Consider the following 16,096-nt stretch of genomic DNA (forward strand, 5'->3'; position numbering starts at 1 on the left):
GTGCGGGGATAGCCTGATGCGGAGCCCGTATCTGACGGGTCATCAGAAACCGGATCGGAAACCGGAGGGGTCATGACGGAACTGCCCCGCATCATCAGCGTCGACGACCACGTGATCGAGCCCGCGCACCTCTTCGAGACCTGGCTCCCCGCCAAGTACCGCGACCGGGGGCCGCAGCCCCTCACGGCCGGCATCGGGGAGCTCGCGTACGTCGGCGGGAAGTACCAGATCACCATGGACCCCGACGGGCCGCCCACCGACTGGTGGATCTACGAGGACCTGAAGTTCCCGTACAAGCGCAACATCGCCGCCGTCGGCTTCGACCGGGACGACATGACCCTGGAGGGGATCACCCGGGAGGAGATGCGGCGCGGCTGCTGGGACCCCGAGGCCCGGCTCGCCGACATGGACCTCAACCATGTCGAGGCCTCGCTCTGCTTCCCCACCTTCCCGCGCTTCTGCGGGCAGACCTTCGCCGAGGCCAAGGACAAGGAGGTCGCCCTGGCCTGCGTCCGCGCCTACAACGACTGGATGGTCGAGGAGTGGTGCGGCGACAGCGGCGGCCGGCTGATCCCGCTGTGCATCATCCCGCTGTGGGACATCGACCTGGCCGTCGCCGAGATCCGGCGCAACGCCGAGCGCGGGGTCCGGGCCGTCACCTTCTCCGAGATCCCCACCCACCTCGGGCTGCCGTCGATCCACTCCGGCTACTGGGACCCCTTCTTCGCCGTGTGCCAGGAGACCGGGACCGTCGTCAACATGCACATCGGCTCCAGCAGCCAGATGCCCGCCGCGTCCCCCGACGCCCCGCCCGCCGTCCAGGCCAGCCTCAGCTTCAACAACGCGATGGCCTCGATGATGGACTTCCTCTTCAGTGGGGTCCTGGTGAAGTTCCCGCGACTGAAGTTGGCGTACAGCGAGGGGCAGATGGGGTGGATCCCGTACGCCCTGGAGCGCGCCGACGACGTGTGGGAGGAGCACCGGGCCTGGGGCGGGGTGCGCGATCTGATCCCCGAGCCGCCGTCCACGTACTACTACCGGCAGATCTTCTGCTGCTTCTTCCGCGACAAGCACGGCATCGCGTCCCTGGACGTCGTCGGGCGCGACAACGCCACCTTCGAGACCGACTACCCGCATGTCGACTCCACCTTCCCGCACACCAAGGAAGTCGCCCTCGATCACGTCAAGGGACTCGACGACGAGACCGTCTACAAACTGATGCGCGGCAACGCCATCCGCATGCTGGGCCTGGGCATCGTCTGATGGAGCTCACCTACTCGGAGGCGGAGGATGAGTTCCGGGCGGGGCTCAGGGAGTGGCTCGCCGCCGAGCTGCCGAAGCTGCCGGCGAAGCCCGATCCGCTCGACTGGCCCGGCCGCCGCGCCTACGACTGCGGCTGGCAGCGCCGGCTGTACGACGCCGGGTACGGGCACGTGCACTGGGACGCCTCCCCGACCCAGCGGCTGATCTTCCTGGAGGAGACCGAACGGGCCGGGGCCCCCTACGTCGGCGCCAACTTCGTCGGCCTCCTCCACGCGGGACCGACCATCGCCGCCGAGGGCACGGCCGAGCAGCGGGCCCGCTGGCTGGAGCCGGTGCTGCGCGGCGACGAGGTGTGGTGCCAGGGCTTCAGCGAGCCCGAGGCCGGCTCCGACCTGGCCGCGCTGCGGACCAGGGCCGTACGGGACGGGGACGCGTACGTCGTCACCGGGCAGAAGATCTGGACCTCGCACGCCGAGGCCGCCGACTGGTGCGAACTCCTCGTACGGACCGACCCCGAGGCCCCGAAACACCGCGGGATCAGCTGGCTCGCGATGCCGATGGACGCCCCCGGGATCACCGTACGGCCGCTGCGCACCCTCGCCGGGTCCACCGAGTTCGCCGAGATGTTCCTCGACGAGGTGCGGGTGCCGGTGGCGAACCGGGTGGGGGAGGAGAACGACGGCTGGCGGGTCACCATGGTGACGCTCTCCTTCGAGCGCGGCACCGCCTTCGTCGGCGAGGTCGTCGCCTGCCGCCGCGTCCTCGGCGAACTCGCCCGCGAGGCCCGGAAGAACGGACGCTGGGACGACCCGGTCCTGCGCCGCCGGCTCGGCAGGCTCGGCGCCGAGTTCCAGGCCCTGTGGCGGCTCACGCAGTGGAACGTCAGCGAGGCCCAGGCCACCGGCGGCGTCCCCGGTGTCGGCGGCTCCGTCTTCAAGCTGCGCTACTCGCACGCCCGTCAGGAGCTGTACGACACGGCCGCCGCCGTCCTCGGACCCGACGCGCTCGACCTCGGGCGCGACTGGAACCTGGACCGGCTGTCCTCGCTGTCGTACACGATCGCCGCGGGCACCTCCCAGATCCAGCGGAACATCGTCGCCGAGCGCATCCTCGGCCTGCCGAAGGGCCGGTGACCGACACCGTGGACTTCCGACTGACCGAGGACCAGCTGGCGCTCCAGCGGGGGGTACGGGAGCTGCTCGCCGCCCGCTTCGGGCGGGAGGCCCTCCGCGCGGCCGTGGACGCGGGCGGGGCGCTCGACCGCGCGCTGTGGCGGGAGCTCGGCGCGGCCGGGTTCTTCGCGCTGCGGCTGCCGGAGGCAGCGGGCGGGGTCGGGCTCGGACTGCCCGAGGCGGTGCTCCTCTTCGAGGAGGCCGGGCGGGCGCTGCTGCCCGGGCCGCTGATCGCCACGCACCTGGCGGCGGGCGAGGTGCCGGGGGCCGCGGAGGGGGAGCTCGTGGTGACGAGCGTGGACGGTGGGAGCGCGGTGGTGGAATGGCTGGACGCGGCGGACGTGGTGCTGGGTCCGGCCGAGGGCGCCGTCCCGATCCGGTCGGTCGATCCGTTGACGCCGCTGCACCGGGTGCCCGCGGGGACCATTGGCGTGCTGGACGCGGACCTGGTCTCCCTGCTCACCGCCGCCGAGCAGCTCGGCAGCGCCGCCCGCAGCACCGAACTGGCCGTCGCCCACGCCCGTACCCGCGAACAGTTCGGACAGCCCGTGGGCGGATTCCAAGCCGTGAAACACCTGTGCGCCGGAATGCTCGTACGGACCGAGCTCGCCCGCGCCGCCGTCTACGCCGCCGCCGTCACCGCCGACCCCGCCGAGATCGCCGGGGCCCGGCTGCTCGCCGACGAGGCCGCCGTGGCCGGCGCCCGCGACTGCCTCCAGGTGCACGGCGGAATGGGCTTCACCTGGGAGGCCGATGTGCATCTGCATCTGAAACGGGCCTGGGTACGGGCCGAACGCGGCCTCGGCGGGGCGGCGGCCGAGGAGCTGGTCGCGGCCCGGTTGTAGGGGTGCGCTCTCGGTGCCGCGTCGTGCCCGTCGGGTCACACAGCGTCGATACCGTGTTGTGTCCTTCGCGGGGGTCGTCACGCGCCGGAGTCGGCGGTCCGCTCCGGTACGCTCCGTGGGATGCGAGTGCTTGTGGGCCCGGACCGCGCCGGTGCCGCCGATGCGGTGGCTCCGCGGCCGGGAATGCCCGCCGCTCGGACAGGCCGGCGCGCCCCGCGTTCGACTCCTCGGGGCGTGCGTCGCACAGTATGGACCATGCGTACTCCTTCGCGCTGGAATATGCCCGAAGCGCTTGTTGCCGTGACTGTACGTCAACCATGCTGTCCCACAAGGGAATCACGTTCCGTAAAGGTGTGTCCGCCGGTTCGGATGGTGTGAACGGTGCAGGTGCTTCAGGTGCAGTTGGAGGTCGGGCCCGACCCGGCGGAGGTGGGGCGCGCCAGGCGTTGGGCGCGTTCGCGAATGGCCGGGTCCGGCATAGGGGAGGACGAGCCGCTGGCGGAGACGCTGGTGCTGCTCATCTCCGAGCTCGTGACCAACGCCGTGGTCCACACGGGGTGTCCGGCGGTGCTCCGGATGCTGTTCGGCGGGGGCGGGGTGCGGGTCGAGGTCGCCGACACGAGCGACCGGCCGCCGCGGCCCCGGCACGCGGAGGGCGAGGACACCAACGGGCGCGGCCTGGAGTTGGTGGACGGGCTCGCCGACCGGTGGGGCTGGCAGCGCGAGGGCGCGGGCAAGAGCATCTGGTGCGAGGTGGACCGGGCACCGGCGGGGGAGTCCGTCGCGGCGGTGTCACCCTCACGGGTGCGCTGTTGACGGTTCGTGGTGAATTGATCACCCTTGGGTGAGCGATTCGTTCTGCGAGGGGAGTCGAGGGGCCGCGCCATGCCCCTCGGCGTGCGCGGGTCGTGACGGGTGGCGGCGATCGTGCCGTGCTCGGGGCGCGCGCGAGTGTGCCGCCACCCGCGATCTCCTCGCTTCCGGTTTCTAAAAAACGGCCACCGGTGCCACCGGTGTGCCCGTGCCGCCGACGAAGGGCTCGGGCATCGCGGAGAGCAGGAACGCGTAACGCCGCTCCTGTGCACAGGCTGTGGACAACTCCTCAAGATTCCAGTTCTGGCCCTGCAGCATGCCCATCTCGACCAGATCGAGGGCGTGGACGGGCATCCACAGGTTCTCGATCTCCGGCGGGAAGATCTCGAAGGTGAGCGTGTCGTCGGCGACCGCCGCCACGTCCCGGGCGTGGAACCACTCGGGCGTACGGACGGACAGGCCGGGCGACGGGAAGGCGTAGCCGTGCTTGTCGCCGGCCAGATACACCTGCATCTGCCCGGTGCGTACGAGCACGACGTCCCCGGACCGTACGGTCACCCCGCCGAACTCGGCGGCCTCGTCGAGGTCCTCGGGCGTCACCGCGTGGTCCCCGGGCAGCCGGTCCACCCCCTTGGCCGCCGCCACGTCGAGCAGCACCCCGCGGCTCACGACGTGCCGGGCGGTGTGGATGCCGCTGAACTCGGAGCGCCCGTGCGCGGTGACGGTGGCGGCAGGGCGCCCGTTGTAGATCCGGCCCGAGTGGGAGGCGTGCGTGAGGGCGTCCCAGTGGGTGCCGGCCTGCAGGCCCATGGTCACCGCGTCGTCGCTGGTGGCGACCGTGCCGGGGCCGAAGAGCTCCTGGTTGATCTGCACCATGACGTGCAGCGGGTTGACCCGGCCGGCGATCATGTCGGTCTGCACGCCGTCCTGCTTGAGGTCGACGGCGAGCGGGACGCGGCGGCCGGTCCGGACGGTCGCGGCGGCCGCGCGCACGACGTCGTCGGTGATCAGGTTGAGGGTGCCGATCTCGTCGTCGCGCCCCCAACGCCCCCAGTTGTTCACGCGTTTGGCGATCTCGTGGAACTCGACGGGAAGTGACATCGGGGCCTCCGAGGTCTTGTTCTCCGGTATCTGACGGGTCGTAGAATCCCGCTGACGAATGAATCTAACGGACCGTCAGAAACCGCGGGAAGGGGCCGGGCGTGGGGAACTTCTTGGCAGGGAAGGTCGTCGCCGTCACGGGCGCGGGGCGGGGGATCGGCCGTGCGGTCGCCCTCGCCTGCGCCGCCGAGGGCGCGAAGGTCGTCGTCAACGACTACGGGGTCTCCATCGAGGGCGGCGAGCCGACGAGCGCGGTCGCCGAGGCGGTGGTGAAGGAGATCGAGGCGGCGGGCGGCGCGGCGGTGGCCGTCGCCGACGACATCTCGACGATGGCGGGCGGGCAGCGCCTGGTGGACGTGGCGCTCGCCGAGTACGGGCGGATCGACGGGGTGGTGTGCGTGGCCGGCATCCTGCGCGAGCGGATGCTCTTCAACATGTCCGAGGAGGAGTGGGATCCGGTCCTGGCCACCCACCTCAAGGGCACCTTCACCGTCTTCCGGGCCGCCTCCGCCGTGATGCGCCGCCAGGGGTCCGGCACCCTCATCGGCTTCACCAGCGGCAACCACGCGGGGTCGGTGGCCCAGGCCAACTACTCCGCCGCCAAGGGCGGCATCATCTCGCTCGTGCGGAGTGCCGCCCTCGGCCTGCACAAGTACGGCGTCACGGCCAACGCCGTCGCCCCGGTCGCCCGCACCCGCATGTCCGCCAACGTGCCCATGGAGCTCAAGGAGATCGGTGAACCCGAGGACGTCGCCGCCCTCGTCGTCTACCTCCTGTCCGACCGCGCCAAGGCCGAGCGCATCACCGGCCAGGTCTACACGATCGCCGGCCCCAAGATCGCCGTCTGGTCCCAACCCCGCGAACTCCGCGCCGCCTACGCCGAGTCCGGCGCCTGGACCCCGGACCGCATAGCCGACTTCCTCCCGGGCACGGTCGGCATCGACCCCATGCCGATGCTCCAGCAACTGGAGGAAATGGCCCGCGCGGCGGCCCGGGGCTCGCGCCCGAACGCGTAGGGGGTGGGGCGTGCCGTGGGCCGGCCCCGCGCCGCCGGGCCCGGCGGGCGGCTGCCCTGACCCGCGTCAGCCGGGCCCGAGCGGGCCCCGGGCTGTGCCCGGTTCGCCCGGGGTGCCCGCGGACCGGGGCTGCGCCGCAGGTCCCGCCGGGCCCGCAGGGCTCGGCAGTCTCGTCAGAGTTTCGGGAAGGGGTGGGGTGGGGGAAATCCCCAGGCCCCGCCCACGACGGAGGTGCATGCAGCATGAGAGGCGTCGTGTTCGACGGCAAGGAGGTCCGGGTCGTCGACGACCTGGAGGTGCGCGAGCCCGGGCCCGGCGAGGTGCTCGTCGGCATCAGGGCCGCGGGGCTGTGTCACAGCGATCTGTCCGTCGTGGACGGGACGATCCCGTTCCCCGCGCCCGTCGTCCTCGGACACGAGGGCGCCGGGGTCGTCGAGGCCGTCGGGCCCGGCGTCACGCACGTCGCGCCCGGCGACCACGTCGCGCTGTCCACGCTCGCGAACTGCGGCGCCTGCGCCGACTGCGACCGGGGCCGGCCCACCATGTGCCGCAAGGCCATCGGCAGGCCCGGCCGGCCGTTCTCGCGCGCCGGGGCGCCGGTGTTCCAGTTCGCGTCCAACTCCTCCTTCGCCGAGCGGACCGTCGTCAAGGCCGTCCAGGCGGTGAAGATCCCGGAGGACATCCCGCTCACCTCCGCCGCCCTCATGGGCTGCGGCGTCCTGACCGGCGTCGGCGCGGTCCTCAACCGCGCCAAGGTCGCCCACGGCGAGACCGTCGTCGTCATCGGCACCGGCGGCATCGGCCTCAACGTGATCCAGGGCGCGCGGATCGCCGGCGCACCCACGATCGTCGCCGTCGACACCAACCCGGCCAAGGAGGACGCGGCCCGCCTCTTCGGCGCCACGCACTTCCTGACGTCCACGGACGCCGTACGGGACGTGCTGCCCACCGGCGCCGACCACGTCTTCGAGTGCGTCGGCCACACCGGACTCGTCCGCACCGCGATCGACCTGCTCGACCGGCACGGCCAGGCCATCCTGCTCGGGATGACCGCGCCGACCGCCGAGGCGAGCTTCCCGCCCGCCGCGATGTTCCTGGACAAGTCGATCCTCGGCTGCCGCTACGGCTCCTCGCGCCCGCAGAAGGACATCGCGCTGTACGCGGAGCTGTACCGCTCGGGCCGCCTCCTGCTCGACGAACTGGTCACCGCCACCTACCCGGTGGAGGAGTTCGCGCGGGCCGTGGAGGACGCGGAGCAGGGGAAGGTGGCGAGGGGCGTGCTCACGTTCTGACACCCGTTGCCGGCGCACCCGCCGCCGTCGCCGTACGGAAGGTGCGCCGGTACGCCGTCGGCGTGACCCCGATCGCCGCCTGGAGGTGCGTCCGCAGCGACTGGGCGGTGCCGAAGCCGGCGTCGCGGGCGATCTGGTCGACCGGCAGGTCCGTGGACTCGAGCAGGTGCCGGGCGCGCTCCACCCGCTGCTGGGTGAGCCACTGGCCGGGGCTGACGCCGACCTCGTCGCGGAACCGGCGGGTGAAGGTCCGTACGCTCATCGACTCCCGTACGGCCAGGTCGCGCAGCTGGATCGGCTCGTGGAGGTGGGCGAGCGCCCAGGCCCGGGCGGCGGTCGTGGTCGAGCTCCCCGGCTCGGGCACGGGCCGCGCGATGTACTGCGCCTGCCCGCCGTCCCGGTGCGGCGGCACCACCGTGCGCCGGGCCACCTCGTTGGCGACGGCCGTGCCGTGGTCGCGGCGCACGATGTGCAGGCACAGGTCGATCCCGGCGGCCACCCCGGCCGAGGTCAGCACGTCCCCGTCGTCCACGAACAGCACGTCCGCGTCGACCCGCACCTTTGGGAAGACCCGCTGGAAGTGCTCGGCGGAGGCCCAGTGCGTGGTCGCCGGGCGCCCGTCGAGGAACCCGGCCGCGGCCAGCACGTACCCGCCGGTGCAGATGGAGACCAGCCGCGTGCCGGGCCGGATCCGTGCGAGCGCGGCGGCCAGCTCCTCGGTCAGCCGCCCCTCCTCGTACACCGGCCCCAGCTCGTACGAGGCGGGCACGACCACCGTGTCGGCGGTGGCGAGCGCCTCCGGGCCGTGCTCGACGTGGATGGCGAAGTCGGCGTCCGTCTGGACCGGGCCGGGGACCGGGGCGCAGGTCACGATCTCGTACAGCGGCCGGCCCGCCGGGTCCTTGGCGCGGCCGAAGATCCGGTGCGGGATGCCCAGTTCGAAGGGGAGCAGCCCGGGCAGGGCGAGGACGGCGACGCGGTGCGCCCGCATGCTGGACTCCCTTCGGAAAGCGGTTGCGTAAAGCAGTGGTGGTCCAGACCACCTTGCTGGTACGTGTGTGTCCGTGACGGACAACACGTACAAGTCTGAGGCCGCCGAGCAGATTCCCGAGCGGATTCCCGAACGGATATCCGCGCCGCCCGCGCTCTGGAACCGCAACTTCCGGCTCTTTTTCGTCGCCCGCGCCGTCGCCGTCCTCGGCGAGGGCATGGTCCCGGTCGCCTTCGCGGCCGGCCTCATCGGCGCCGGCCACTCCGGCTCCTCCGTCGGCTACGCGCTCGGCCTGTGGACGGCGGCCTTCGCCGTCTTCGTGCTGTTCGGCGGGGTCCTCGCGGACCGTTTCACCGCCCGCCGGATGATGATCGTCGCCGATCTGCTGCGCCTCCCCGGGGCGCTGCTCCTCGCGATCGCCTTCGCGCTCGGCAGTCCGCCGCTGTGGGCGGTGTACGTGCTGTCCGCCGTCGCCGGCGTCGGCGCCGCGCTGTTTCAGCCGGGCGTCGCGTCGACCATTCCGCGCATCGCGCCCGACGTGCAGCGGGCCAACGCCGTGCTGCGGGTCGTCGAGGCGCTGATGACCATGGCGGGCCCGGCCCTCGCCGGTCTGCTGGTCGCGCTCTGGAACGCGGGCGCCGCCTTCGCCGTCAACGCCTCCACCTTCGCCGTCAGCGCCGTCTGCTTCGCCCTGCTGCGCGTGGCCCCGGTGCCGTCCGACGACGCCCCGCGCGGCTCGCTGCTCGCCGAAATGGCTCTGGGATGGCGGGAGTTCCGGGCCCGCAGCTGGCTGTGGGGGGTCATCGCGATCTGGACGGTGTACGGCCTGACGGTCGCCGGGCCGATGGTCCCGCTCACCGCGAGCCTGATCACCGAGGAGTACGGCTCGGCCACGTACGGCGTGCTGATGGCCGTCAACGGCGCGGGCAGCGCCGTCGGCGGCCTCCTCGCGCTCCGGCTGCGCCCGGTGCGCCCGCTCGCCGCCGGCGCGGTGGCGCTGCTCGGCCTGCCGGTGAACCTGCTGCTGCTCGGGACCGGGGCGCCGGTGCCGCTGCTGCACACAGGCGCGTTCCTGGCGGGGGCGGCCTTCGCGTTCTGGCTGGTGATGTGGTCGACGTCGGTGCAGACGCACGTCCCGCAGGACGCGCTGAACCGGATGCACGCGTACGACGTGGCCGGATCGCTGCTGATGATGGGCGTGGGGCGGGCGCTTTCGGGCCCGGTGGCGGTGGTGGTCGGGGCGGAGCGGGTGCTGCTCGTGGGGGCGGGGATCGCGGTGCTTGTGGTGGGGGCGTTGCTGGTGGTGCGCCCGATCAGGACGCTGCCGCGCATCTGACCCGGCCAAGGGGCGTGGCCCGATCCTTTGGAAAGCTGTCATTCGGGCCAATGGTGAGTGTGCGGCCGGCTCGGGATGCTGAGTGACGTGACCCAGACAACCGAGCCCCTTGCCGCGACAGCCCGCCCGCCCGTCCGTACCCCTCGCATCCACCGCGCGTGGTTCGTCGCGGCCGTCACCTTCGTCACGATCATCGGCGCGGCCGCCTTCGCCTCGCTGCCCGGGCTGCTCATCGAGCCGCTGCACGAGGAGTTCCACTGGTCGCGGGGCACGATCGGCTTCGCGGTGTCGGTGAACCTCGCGCTGTACGGCCTGACGGCGCCGTTCGCCGCCGCGCTCATGGACCGGTTCGGCATCCGCCGGGTGGTGGCCGTGGCGCTCACGGTCATCGCGGCCGGTTCGCTGCTCACCGTATGGATGACGGCGGCCTGGCAGCTGGTCCTCTACTGGGGCGTGCTCGTCGGCCTCGGCAGCGGCTCCATGGCGCTGGCCTTCGCCGCGACCGTCACCAACCGCTGGTTCACCGCCCGGCGCGGTCTGGTCACCGGCATCCTCACCGCGGCCGGTGCCTCGGGCCAGCTGGTCTTCCTGCCGCTGCTCTCGTGGCTGGTCGAGCATCACGGCTGGGAGCCGGCCGCCGTGACGGTGGCGCTCGCCGCGCTCGCCGTCGTCCCGTTCGTCTGGCTGCTGCTCCGCGACCACCCGGCGGACGTCGGCCTCGCCCCGTACGGCGGGGAGTACGCGCCGAAGCCCGCGCCCGTCACCGGCGCCGCCCGCCGCGCCGTCACCGTCCTCTTCCGCGCGGCCCGCACCGGCCCCTTCTGGCTGCTCGCCGGCACCTTCGCGATCTGCGGCGCCTCGACGAACGGCCTGGTCAAGACCCACTTCGTGCCCGCGGCCCACGACCACGGCATGCCGGTGACGGCGGCCGCCGGGCTCCTCGCGGTGATCGGCGTCTTCGACGTCGTCGGCACGATCGCCTCCGGCTGGTTCACCGACCGCTTCGAGGCGCGCCGCCTGCTCGCCGTCTACTACGCGCTGCGCGGCATCTCGCTGCTCTTCCTGCCGATGCTGCTCGCGCCGGCCGTGCACCCGCCGATGCTGTTCTTCATCGTCTTCTACGGCCTCGACTGGGTCGCCACCGTCCCGCCCACCATCGCGCTCTGCCGCGAGCACTACGGCGAGGACAGCGCCATCGTCTTCGGCTGGGTCCTCGCCTCCCACCAGGTCGGCGCCGCCGTCATCGCCTTCGCGGGCGGCCTGGCGCGGGACGTCTTCGGCTCGTACGACCTCGTCTGGTACGCCTCGGGCGCGCTGTGCGCGGCGGCGGCGCTGATGGCCCTGGTGATCCGGCGGAAGCCGGAACCGAAGCCGGAGCCGGAGCCGGTGGTCGCCGTGGCCTAGTATGCGGGGCGGAGGGGATTTGAATGCGTTCAGAACGGCTGTTGGGTGTGCGGGACCGGCTCGGCGCGATCCTCATCGTGTCGATGACAGTGCTCGGCATCGAGGCGGTGATCGGCGTGACCGCGCTGTCCGTGTGGATCCCGAGCCTGACCTACACACCGGGGACGGTCTTCGCCCTGCTGCTGTTCGTGCCGATCTCCGCGGTGGCCGGCACCGCCGTCGGGGCTCTGCTGTCGGTCGCCGTGGTGGCGCCGCTGCTCGCGCTCGCCCGCTGGGCCGGCCGCCGTATCGACGGGTGCGACTCCTGGTACTGGGTGCCGGCGGTGACGGCCGTCGTCACCCTCCTGCCGGTCCTCGGCGGGGCCGCGGCGCTGGGGGCCGGGCCGCTGTGGAGCCCGGTGTGGTGGCTCGGAACCACGGCGGCGCTCACGGTCCCGAGCCTGGTCGCCCGCCGACTGCTCCTTCCGGACCGCCCGTACGTCACCGGCGGCGCGATGTTCGGCTGGGTGGTGCTGTACGGAACGCTCGCCCTCGTCACCGCGTTCGCGCTCGCCGGCTTCGCCGTGTGGGCCGGGGCCGGCCACGAGCCCGCGCCGTTGGGCACGGTGTGAGGACAGTGCCGGAAGACCGCACGTTCTGGCGGATGCTCCGGGTCTCGATGCTCGTGCTGTTCCTGGAGGCGGCGCTCGCCCTGATCCTCGGGGTGGTGTTCGGCGAGAGCCGGGAGCCCGAGCCGGGGGAGGAGCCGATCAGCGCGTTGACGCTCGTGTTCCTGCCGTTCTTCGCGGTGTTCGCACTCCTGGCCACGGCGGCCGTGTCGGCGGCGGTGGTGGCGCCCTCCGTGCTGCTCGGCGAGGCTGCCGCGCGCCGGATCGGGGGCCGTTTCGGGGGGCGGGCGCTCGGGTGGCAGCTGCTCCTGGCGGGCGCCGCGTGCGTGCTCGTGTGGCCGCTCGCCGGGTGGCGCGGCTGGCTGGTGGCCTGGGCGTGCCTGGGCGTGGCGGGGGCCGTGGCCCGGCACGCGCGGCGGGGCCTCTTCGTGCGGGTGCTGGGGTGGGGGACGCTTACGCTCCTCGCCGTGTTCGGCCTCGGTGGGCTCGGCCTGTGGGCGGGCGTCGTCGGCTCCTGACGCGCCCTAGCCGTCGAAGCGGCCGAACCGGCCCCGGTGGAAGAGCAGCGGGTCGCCGGTCTCGTCCGTCGCCCCCAGGGCCTCCACGCGGCCCACCACGATCAGGTGGTCGCCGCCCGTGTGGACCGCGGCGATCTCGCAGTCCACCCAGGCCGGGGCGCCCGGCAGGCGCGGGGAGCCGGTGGTCGGGGCGGGGGTCCAGGGCACGCCCGCGAACTTGTCCGCGCCGCTGACCGCGAAGGCGCGGCAGAGCGGGCCCTGGTCCGCGCCGAGGATGTTCACGCAGAAGCGGCCCGCGCGGGCGATGCGGGGCCAGGTGGTCGACGTACGGGCGACCATGAAGACGACCAGGGGCGGGTCGAGGGAGAGCGAGGCGAAGGACTGGCAGGCGAAGCCCGTCGGGCCGGTCTCGTCGACCGCCGTGACGATCGTGACGCCGCTCGCGAAGTGGCCGAGGACGCGGCGGAACTCCCCCGGATCGACGGGCATCCGCTCGTCGTCCCGCACCGCCCGGAGCGCCGGGCGGGGGAGCGGATCCACGGCCGTGGGCGCCCCGGCCGACCTGAGGTATCGGACGGCGGTGGCCGCCATCCCAGCGTGTCCCATCATGTCCCTCATTGAAGCTGACGGACCGTCAGAAGAGAAGGGCGTGACGGCGGCTACCTGCCCTCGTACGACGGCGTCCGCCGCTCCACGAACGCCGCCACCCCCTCCTGCGCGTCCCGCGTCGTCATGCACAGCTCCTGCGCCGTCGCCTCCGCCGCGAAGGCGGTGGCGCGGTCGGTGGACAGGGAGGCGTTGACCAGGTGCTTGGTGAGGGCGAGGGCCCGGGTGGGGCCCTGGGCGAGACGTTCGGCCCACTCGCGGGCCGTCTTCGCCAGCTCCTCGGCCGGGACCACCCGGTTCACCAGGCCCATCGCCCGCGCCTCCGCCGCCGGCAGCGCGTCGCCGAAGAACATCAGCTCCTTCGCCCGCTGCGGGCCGATCAGCCGCGGCAGCAGATACGCCCCGCCGCCGTCGGGCACGATCCCGCGCCGTACGAACACCTCCACGAACTTCGCGGACTCGGCGGCGAGCACCAGGTCGCACGCGAAGGCCAGATGCGCCCCGATCCCGGCCGCCGTGCCGTTCACCGCCGCGATCACCGGCTTCTCGCAGTCCAGGACGGCGGCGATGAAGCGCTGCGCGCCCTGCCGGATCATCCGGGCCACGTCGCCCTGCACCCGCTCCGCGCCGGCCGGCGGCCCGCCCCGCAGGTCCGCGCCCGCGCAGAAGCCCCGGCCGGTGGCCGTGATCACCACCGCCCGGACCGCCGGATCGGCGGAGGCCTCGGCGAGGAGCGCGATGATCCGCTCCCGCTGGTCCCAGGTGACCGCGTTCATCGCCTCCGGGCGGTTGAGCGTGATCCATGAGACGCCGTTCTCGGCGGAGTGCAGAACGTCCGACACGCGAGCCCCTTCGACTACCGGCAGACCGCGAGCGCGTCCAGGGCCACCGCCCCCTGCCCCCGCGGCAGCACCATCAGCGGATTGATGTCCAACTCGGCCAGGTCCCCGTCGAGTTCGAGCGCCATGCGCTGCACCCGCAGGACCACCTTCACCAGCGCGTCCACGTCCGCCGGCGGCGCCCCCCGCACCCCGTCGAGCAGCGCCCGGCCGCGCAGCTCGCCGAGCATGTCGCGGGCCTCGCGCTCGCCGAACGGCGGTACGCGCACGGCGGCGTCGTTCAGTACCTCCACCAGGACCCCGCCCAGGCCCACCGTGACCGTGGGCCCGAAGAGCGCGTCGTGCGTCACGCCCACCACCATCTCGACCCCGCGCCCGACCATCTGGCACACCAGGATGCCGTCCAGGTCGATGCCCTCGTAACGGGCGATGTCGGTCAACTCCCGGTAGGCGTCCCGGATCTGGCTCGCCGAGGTCAGCCCGACCTTCACCAGGCCGAGCTCCGTCTTGTGCGCGAGCTGCGGGCCGGAGGCCTTCATCACGACCGGGTAGCCGACGAGCCCGGCCGCCCGTACCGCCGCCGCGGCGCTGGTCACCAGCTGCTCGCGGGGCACCCGTACCCCGTATGCGCGAAGGAGCTGCTTCGCCGCGTGCTCGCTGAGCCGGTGGCCGGGCCGCAGCAGGGCCCGCGCCTTGCGCAGGGACGGGGACGGGGTGCGCGGGGCCTCGTCGAAGGGGGAGCGGTAGCCGGTGGTGAAGCGGTGGTGGTCGAGGTAGGCCTTGACCGCGCCGATGCAGTTGCCGAAGGTGCGGAAGGTGGCGACACGGGAGGAGCCGAGGAGGGTGGTGCGGTAGGCGTCCTCGGTCCCGACCGGCGAGCCCCACACCACGCACACCAGCTTGTCCGTCCGCTCGGCCGCGTCGACCAGGTCCTGCGCGAGCTTGTCGCTCATGGGCGGGAAGGGGCCGGTGATCGGACAGATCAGCACCCCGACCGACGGGTCGGCGAGGATCGCGTCGATGATCTTCCGGCCGCGCCAGTCGCCCACCGGGTGCCCGCCGTTGTCGACCGGGTTGGCCACGCTCAGGTACTCCGGGATCCACTGGTGCAGCTCGTCCTGCTTGGCGTCGGAGAGCCTCGGCAGGCTCAGGCCGGCGGCCGTGGCCAGGTCGGAGAAGTGGGCGCCGGTGCCGCCGGAGATGGAGTAGACGACGACCCCGTCCGCGACCGGCCTGCGGGCCCGGGCGAGCAGCGCGGCGGTGTCCTGGAGCTGGTCGAGCCCGTCGACCCGGATCACCCCGAACTGGCGCATGGCCGCGTCGACGACCTGGTCCGCCCCGGTGAGCTTCCCGGTGTGCGAGGCGGCCATCCGCGCGCCGGCCTCGGTGCGGCCGACCTTCACGGCGACGACGGGCACCTGGTTGCGCGCGGCCTGGTCGGCGGCGAGCAGGAACGACCGGCCGTCCTTCAGCCCCTCCACGTAACAGGCGATGGCGCCGACCTCGGGCCGGTGCGCGAAGTACGAGATGAAGTCGGCGGTCTCCAGGTCGGCCTCGTTGCCGGTGGGCGCCCAGTGCGAGAGCCGGACGCCCAGTTCCTGGAGGGTGAACACGGGCCGGCCCTGGTGCCCGGACTGGGTGATCAGCGCGACCGCCGGGCCTTCGAGGTCGTCGCGGAAGCGCTCGAAGGCGTTGAGGTTGGTGTTGGGGCCGAGGAGCCGGATCCCGGAGCGCTCGACGGCCGCCGCGAGCCGCTCCTGGGCGCGGGCGCCCGCCTCCCCGGTCTCGGCGAAGCCGGAGGCGAAGGCGACGGCGAACTTCACCTTGGACTCGGCGAGTTGCTCGATCACCGGGAGCGGATCGCCGACGAGCAGCACGGCCAGGTCGACGGGCACCCCGAGCTCGTCGAGCTCGGCCACCGACGGCACGCAGTCGATCCCGAACACGGCGGTACGGGTCGGGTGCACGGGCACCACCCGCGCCCCGACCCGCCCGGCCCAGTCGAGCAGCTGCCTGGTGATCCCGGTGTTGGGCCGCCCCTCGGTGTCCGAGGCCCCGACCACCGCCACCACCTCGGGCCGGAAGAACCGGTCGAGCTCGGGCACCGGCGCGTACAGCGGGCGCCCGCTGACGTCCGTGTCGCCCTCGACGGCGGTGACGCCGTGCACGACGGTCCGGTCGGGCTGCTCCCCGCAGGCGACGACCCGCGCCCGGAGGTCGGTGGTGAAGGTCCCGTGAGTCGATCCCAGCATCGTCGTCCGCACCGCCCATCCCGAAGACCGGAGCCGAGCC

The 16,096-nt window shown here is 73.1% G+C and carries 15 protein-coding genes; 10 read left to right on the forward strand and 5 right to left on the reverse strand.

All coding sequences use genetic code 11. The features are described from left to right. Window positions 1-72: 72 nt before the first annotated feature. The 4 genes from KV205_RS10465 (at window position 73) to KV205_RS10480 (ending at window position 4,096) form a co-directional block, all read left to right on the forward strand. The gene (locus tag KV205_RS10465) at window positions 73-1,263 is read left to right on the forward strand and encodes an amidohydrolase family protein (protein WP_265863865.1); all 1,191 of its coding nucleotides are present in this window, start codon (window positions 73-75) and stop codon (window positions 1,261-1,263) included. Then, on the forward strand, window positions 1,263-2,396 hold the full coding sequence (locus tag KV205_RS10470) for an acyl-CoA dehydrogenase family protein (RefSeq protein ID WP_265863866.1): 1,134 nt from the start codon (window positions 1,263-1,265) through the stop codon (window positions 2,394-2,396). Before KV205_RS10465 ends, KV205_RS10470 begins: the two co-directional genes overlap by 1 nt. Window positions 2,397-2,404: 8 nt before the next feature. Next, a complete protein-coding gene (locus KV205_RS10475) occupies window positions 2,405-3,280 on the forward strand; it encodes an acyl-CoA dehydrogenase family protein (RefSeq protein WP_265864070.1) in 876 nt (291 codons plus the stop codon). 381 nt (window positions 3,281-3,661) lie between these two features. Further along, complete coding sequence (locus KV205_RS10480; RefSeq protein ID WP_265863867.1) at window positions 3,662-4,096, forward strand: ATP-binding protein; 435 nt, start codon at window positions 3,662-3,664, stop codon at window positions 4,094-4,096. A 171-nt stretch (window positions 4,097-4,267) separates the two neighbouring features. Here the strand turns inward: KV205_RS10480 and KV205_RS10485 are convergent, their stop codons facing one another. Continuing rightward, on the reverse strand, window positions 4,268-5,194 hold the full coding sequence (locus tag KV205_RS10485) for a cyclase family protein (RefSeq protein ID WP_265863868.1): 927 nt from the start codon (window positions 5,192-5,194) through the stop codon (window positions 4,268-4,270). Window positions 5,195-5,295: 101 nt separating this feature from the next. Between KV205_RS10485 and KV205_RS10490 the strand changes: the two genes are divergently transcribed. Then, complete coding sequence (locus tag KV205_RS10490) at window positions 5,296-6,210, forward strand: SDR family oxidoreductase (protein ID WP_265863869.1); 915 nt, start codon at window positions 5,296-5,298, stop codon at window positions 6,208-6,210. Window positions 6,211-6,452: 242 nt separating this feature from the next. Continuing rightward, a complete protein-coding gene (locus tag KV205_RS10495; protein ID WP_265863870.1) occupies window positions 6,453-7,502 on the forward strand; it encodes a Zn-dependent alcohol dehydrogenase in 1,050 nt (349 codons plus the stop codon). Here KV205_RS10495 and KV205_RS10500 read toward each other — a convergent pair. After that, window positions 7,492-8,493, reverse strand: a complete 1,002-nt coding sequence (locus KV205_RS10500; protein WP_265863871.1) for a GlxA family transcriptional regulator — start codon at window positions 8,491-8,493, stop codon at window positions 7,492-7,494. The genes KV205_RS10495 and KV205_RS10500 overlap by 11 nt on opposite strands. 112 nt (window positions 8,494-8,605) lie before the next feature. Between KV205_RS10500 and KV205_RS10505 the strand changes: the two genes are divergently transcribed. The 4 genes from KV205_RS10505 (at window position 8,606) to KV205_RS10520 (ending at window position 12,359) form a co-directional block, all read left to right on the forward strand. Further along, window positions 8,606-9,829: an MFS transporter gene (locus tag KV205_RS10505; protein WP_265864071.1), complete on the forward strand. Its 1,224-nt coding sequence runs from the start codon at window positions 8,606-8,608 to the stop codon at window positions 9,827-9,829. A gap of 75 nt (window positions 9,830-9,904) precedes the next feature. Further along, window positions 9,905-11,233 (forward strand): MFS transporter, encoded by a 1,329-nt coding sequence (locus KV205_RS10510; RefSeq protein WP_265863872.1) that lies wholly within the window; start codon window positions 9,905-9,907, stop codon window positions 11,231-11,233. 23 nt (window positions 11,234-11,256) lie between these two features. Beyond that, a complete protein-coding gene (locus KV205_RS10515) occupies window positions 11,257-11,844 on the forward strand; it encodes a hypothetical protein (protein WP_265863873.1) in 588 nt (195 codons plus the stop codon). A gap of 5 nt (window positions 11,845-11,849) precedes the next feature. Next, window positions 11,850-12,359, forward strand: a complete 510-nt coding sequence (locus KV205_RS10520; protein ID WP_265863874.1) for a hypothetical protein — start codon at window positions 11,850-11,852, stop codon at window positions 12,357-12,359. 6 nt (window positions 12,360-12,365) lie between these two features. On the opposite strand, the gene KV205_RS10525 is transcribed toward KV205_RS10520, so the two are convergent. From KV205_RS10525 to KV205_RS10535, 3 genes are all read right to left on the reverse strand, one after another. Then, complete coding sequence (locus tag KV205_RS10525; RefSeq protein ID WP_265864072.1) at window positions 12,366-12,950, reverse strand: flavin reductase family protein; 585 nt, start codon at window positions 12,948-12,950, stop codon at window positions 12,366-12,368. A 68-nt stretch (window positions 12,951-13,018) separates the two neighbouring features. After that, entirely contained in the window at window positions 13,019-13,807 is a 789-nt protein-coding gene (locus tag KV205_RS10530; RefSeq protein WP_308404075.1) for an enoyl-CoA hydratase-related protein, read from the reverse strand. Between the two features lie 14 nt (window positions 13,808-13,821). Further along, the gene (locus tag KV205_RS10535; RefSeq protein ID WP_265863875.1) at window positions 13,822-16,056 is read right to left on the reverse strand and encodes an acetate--CoA ligase family protein; all 2,235 of its coding nucleotides are present in this window, start codon (window positions 16,054-16,056) and stop codon (window positions 13,822-13,824) included. Between the last annotated feature and the right edge of the window lie 40 nt (window positions 16,057-16,096).

The organism is Streptomyces sp. SKN60, assembly GCF_026236535.1.
In the GTDB taxonomy this organism is placed as follows: Bacteria; Actinomycetota; Actinomycetes; order Streptomycetales; family Streptomycetaceae; genus Streptomyces.

Excerpts from the sequence above, each read along its gene's own strand:
- KV205_RS10515 (WP_265863873.1), top strand. The coding sequence starts at position 11,257 with ATGCGTTCAGAACGGCTGTTGGGTGTGCGGGACCGGCTCGGCGCGATC.
- KV205_RS10525 (WP_265864072.1), bottom strand. The coding sequence starts at position 12,950 with ATGGCGGCCACCGCCGTCCGATACCTCAGGTCGGCCGGGGCGCCCACG.
- KV205_RS10535 (WP_265863875.1), bottom strand. The coding sequence starts at position 16,056 with ATGCTGGGATCGACTCACGGGACCTTCACCACCGACCTCCGGGCGCGG.
- KV205_RS10510 (WP_265863872.1), top strand. The coding sequence starts at position 9,905 with ATGCTGAGTGACGTGACCCAGACAACCGAGCCCCTTGCCGCGACAGCC.
- KV205_RS10465 (WP_265863865.1), top strand. The coding sequence starts at position 73 with ATGACGGAACTGCCCCGCATCATCAGCGTCGACGACCACGTGATCGAG.
- KV205_RS10500 (WP_265863871.1), bottom strand. The coding sequence starts at position 8,493 with ATGCGGGCGCACCGCGTCGCCGTCCTCGCCCTGCCCGGGCTGCTCCCC.
- KV205_RS10495 (WP_265863870.1), top strand. The coding sequence starts at position 6,453 with ATGAGAGGCGTCGTGTTCGACGGCAAGGAGGTCCGGGTCGTCGACGAC.
- KV205_RS10485 (WP_265863868.1), bottom strand. The coding sequence starts at position 5,194 with ATGTCACTTCCCGTCGAGTTCCACGAGATCGCCAAACGCGTGAACAAC.
- KV205_RS10470 (WP_265863866.1), top strand. The coding sequence starts at position 1,263 with ATGGAGCTCACCTACTCGGAGGCGGAGGATGAGTTCCGGGCGGGGCTC.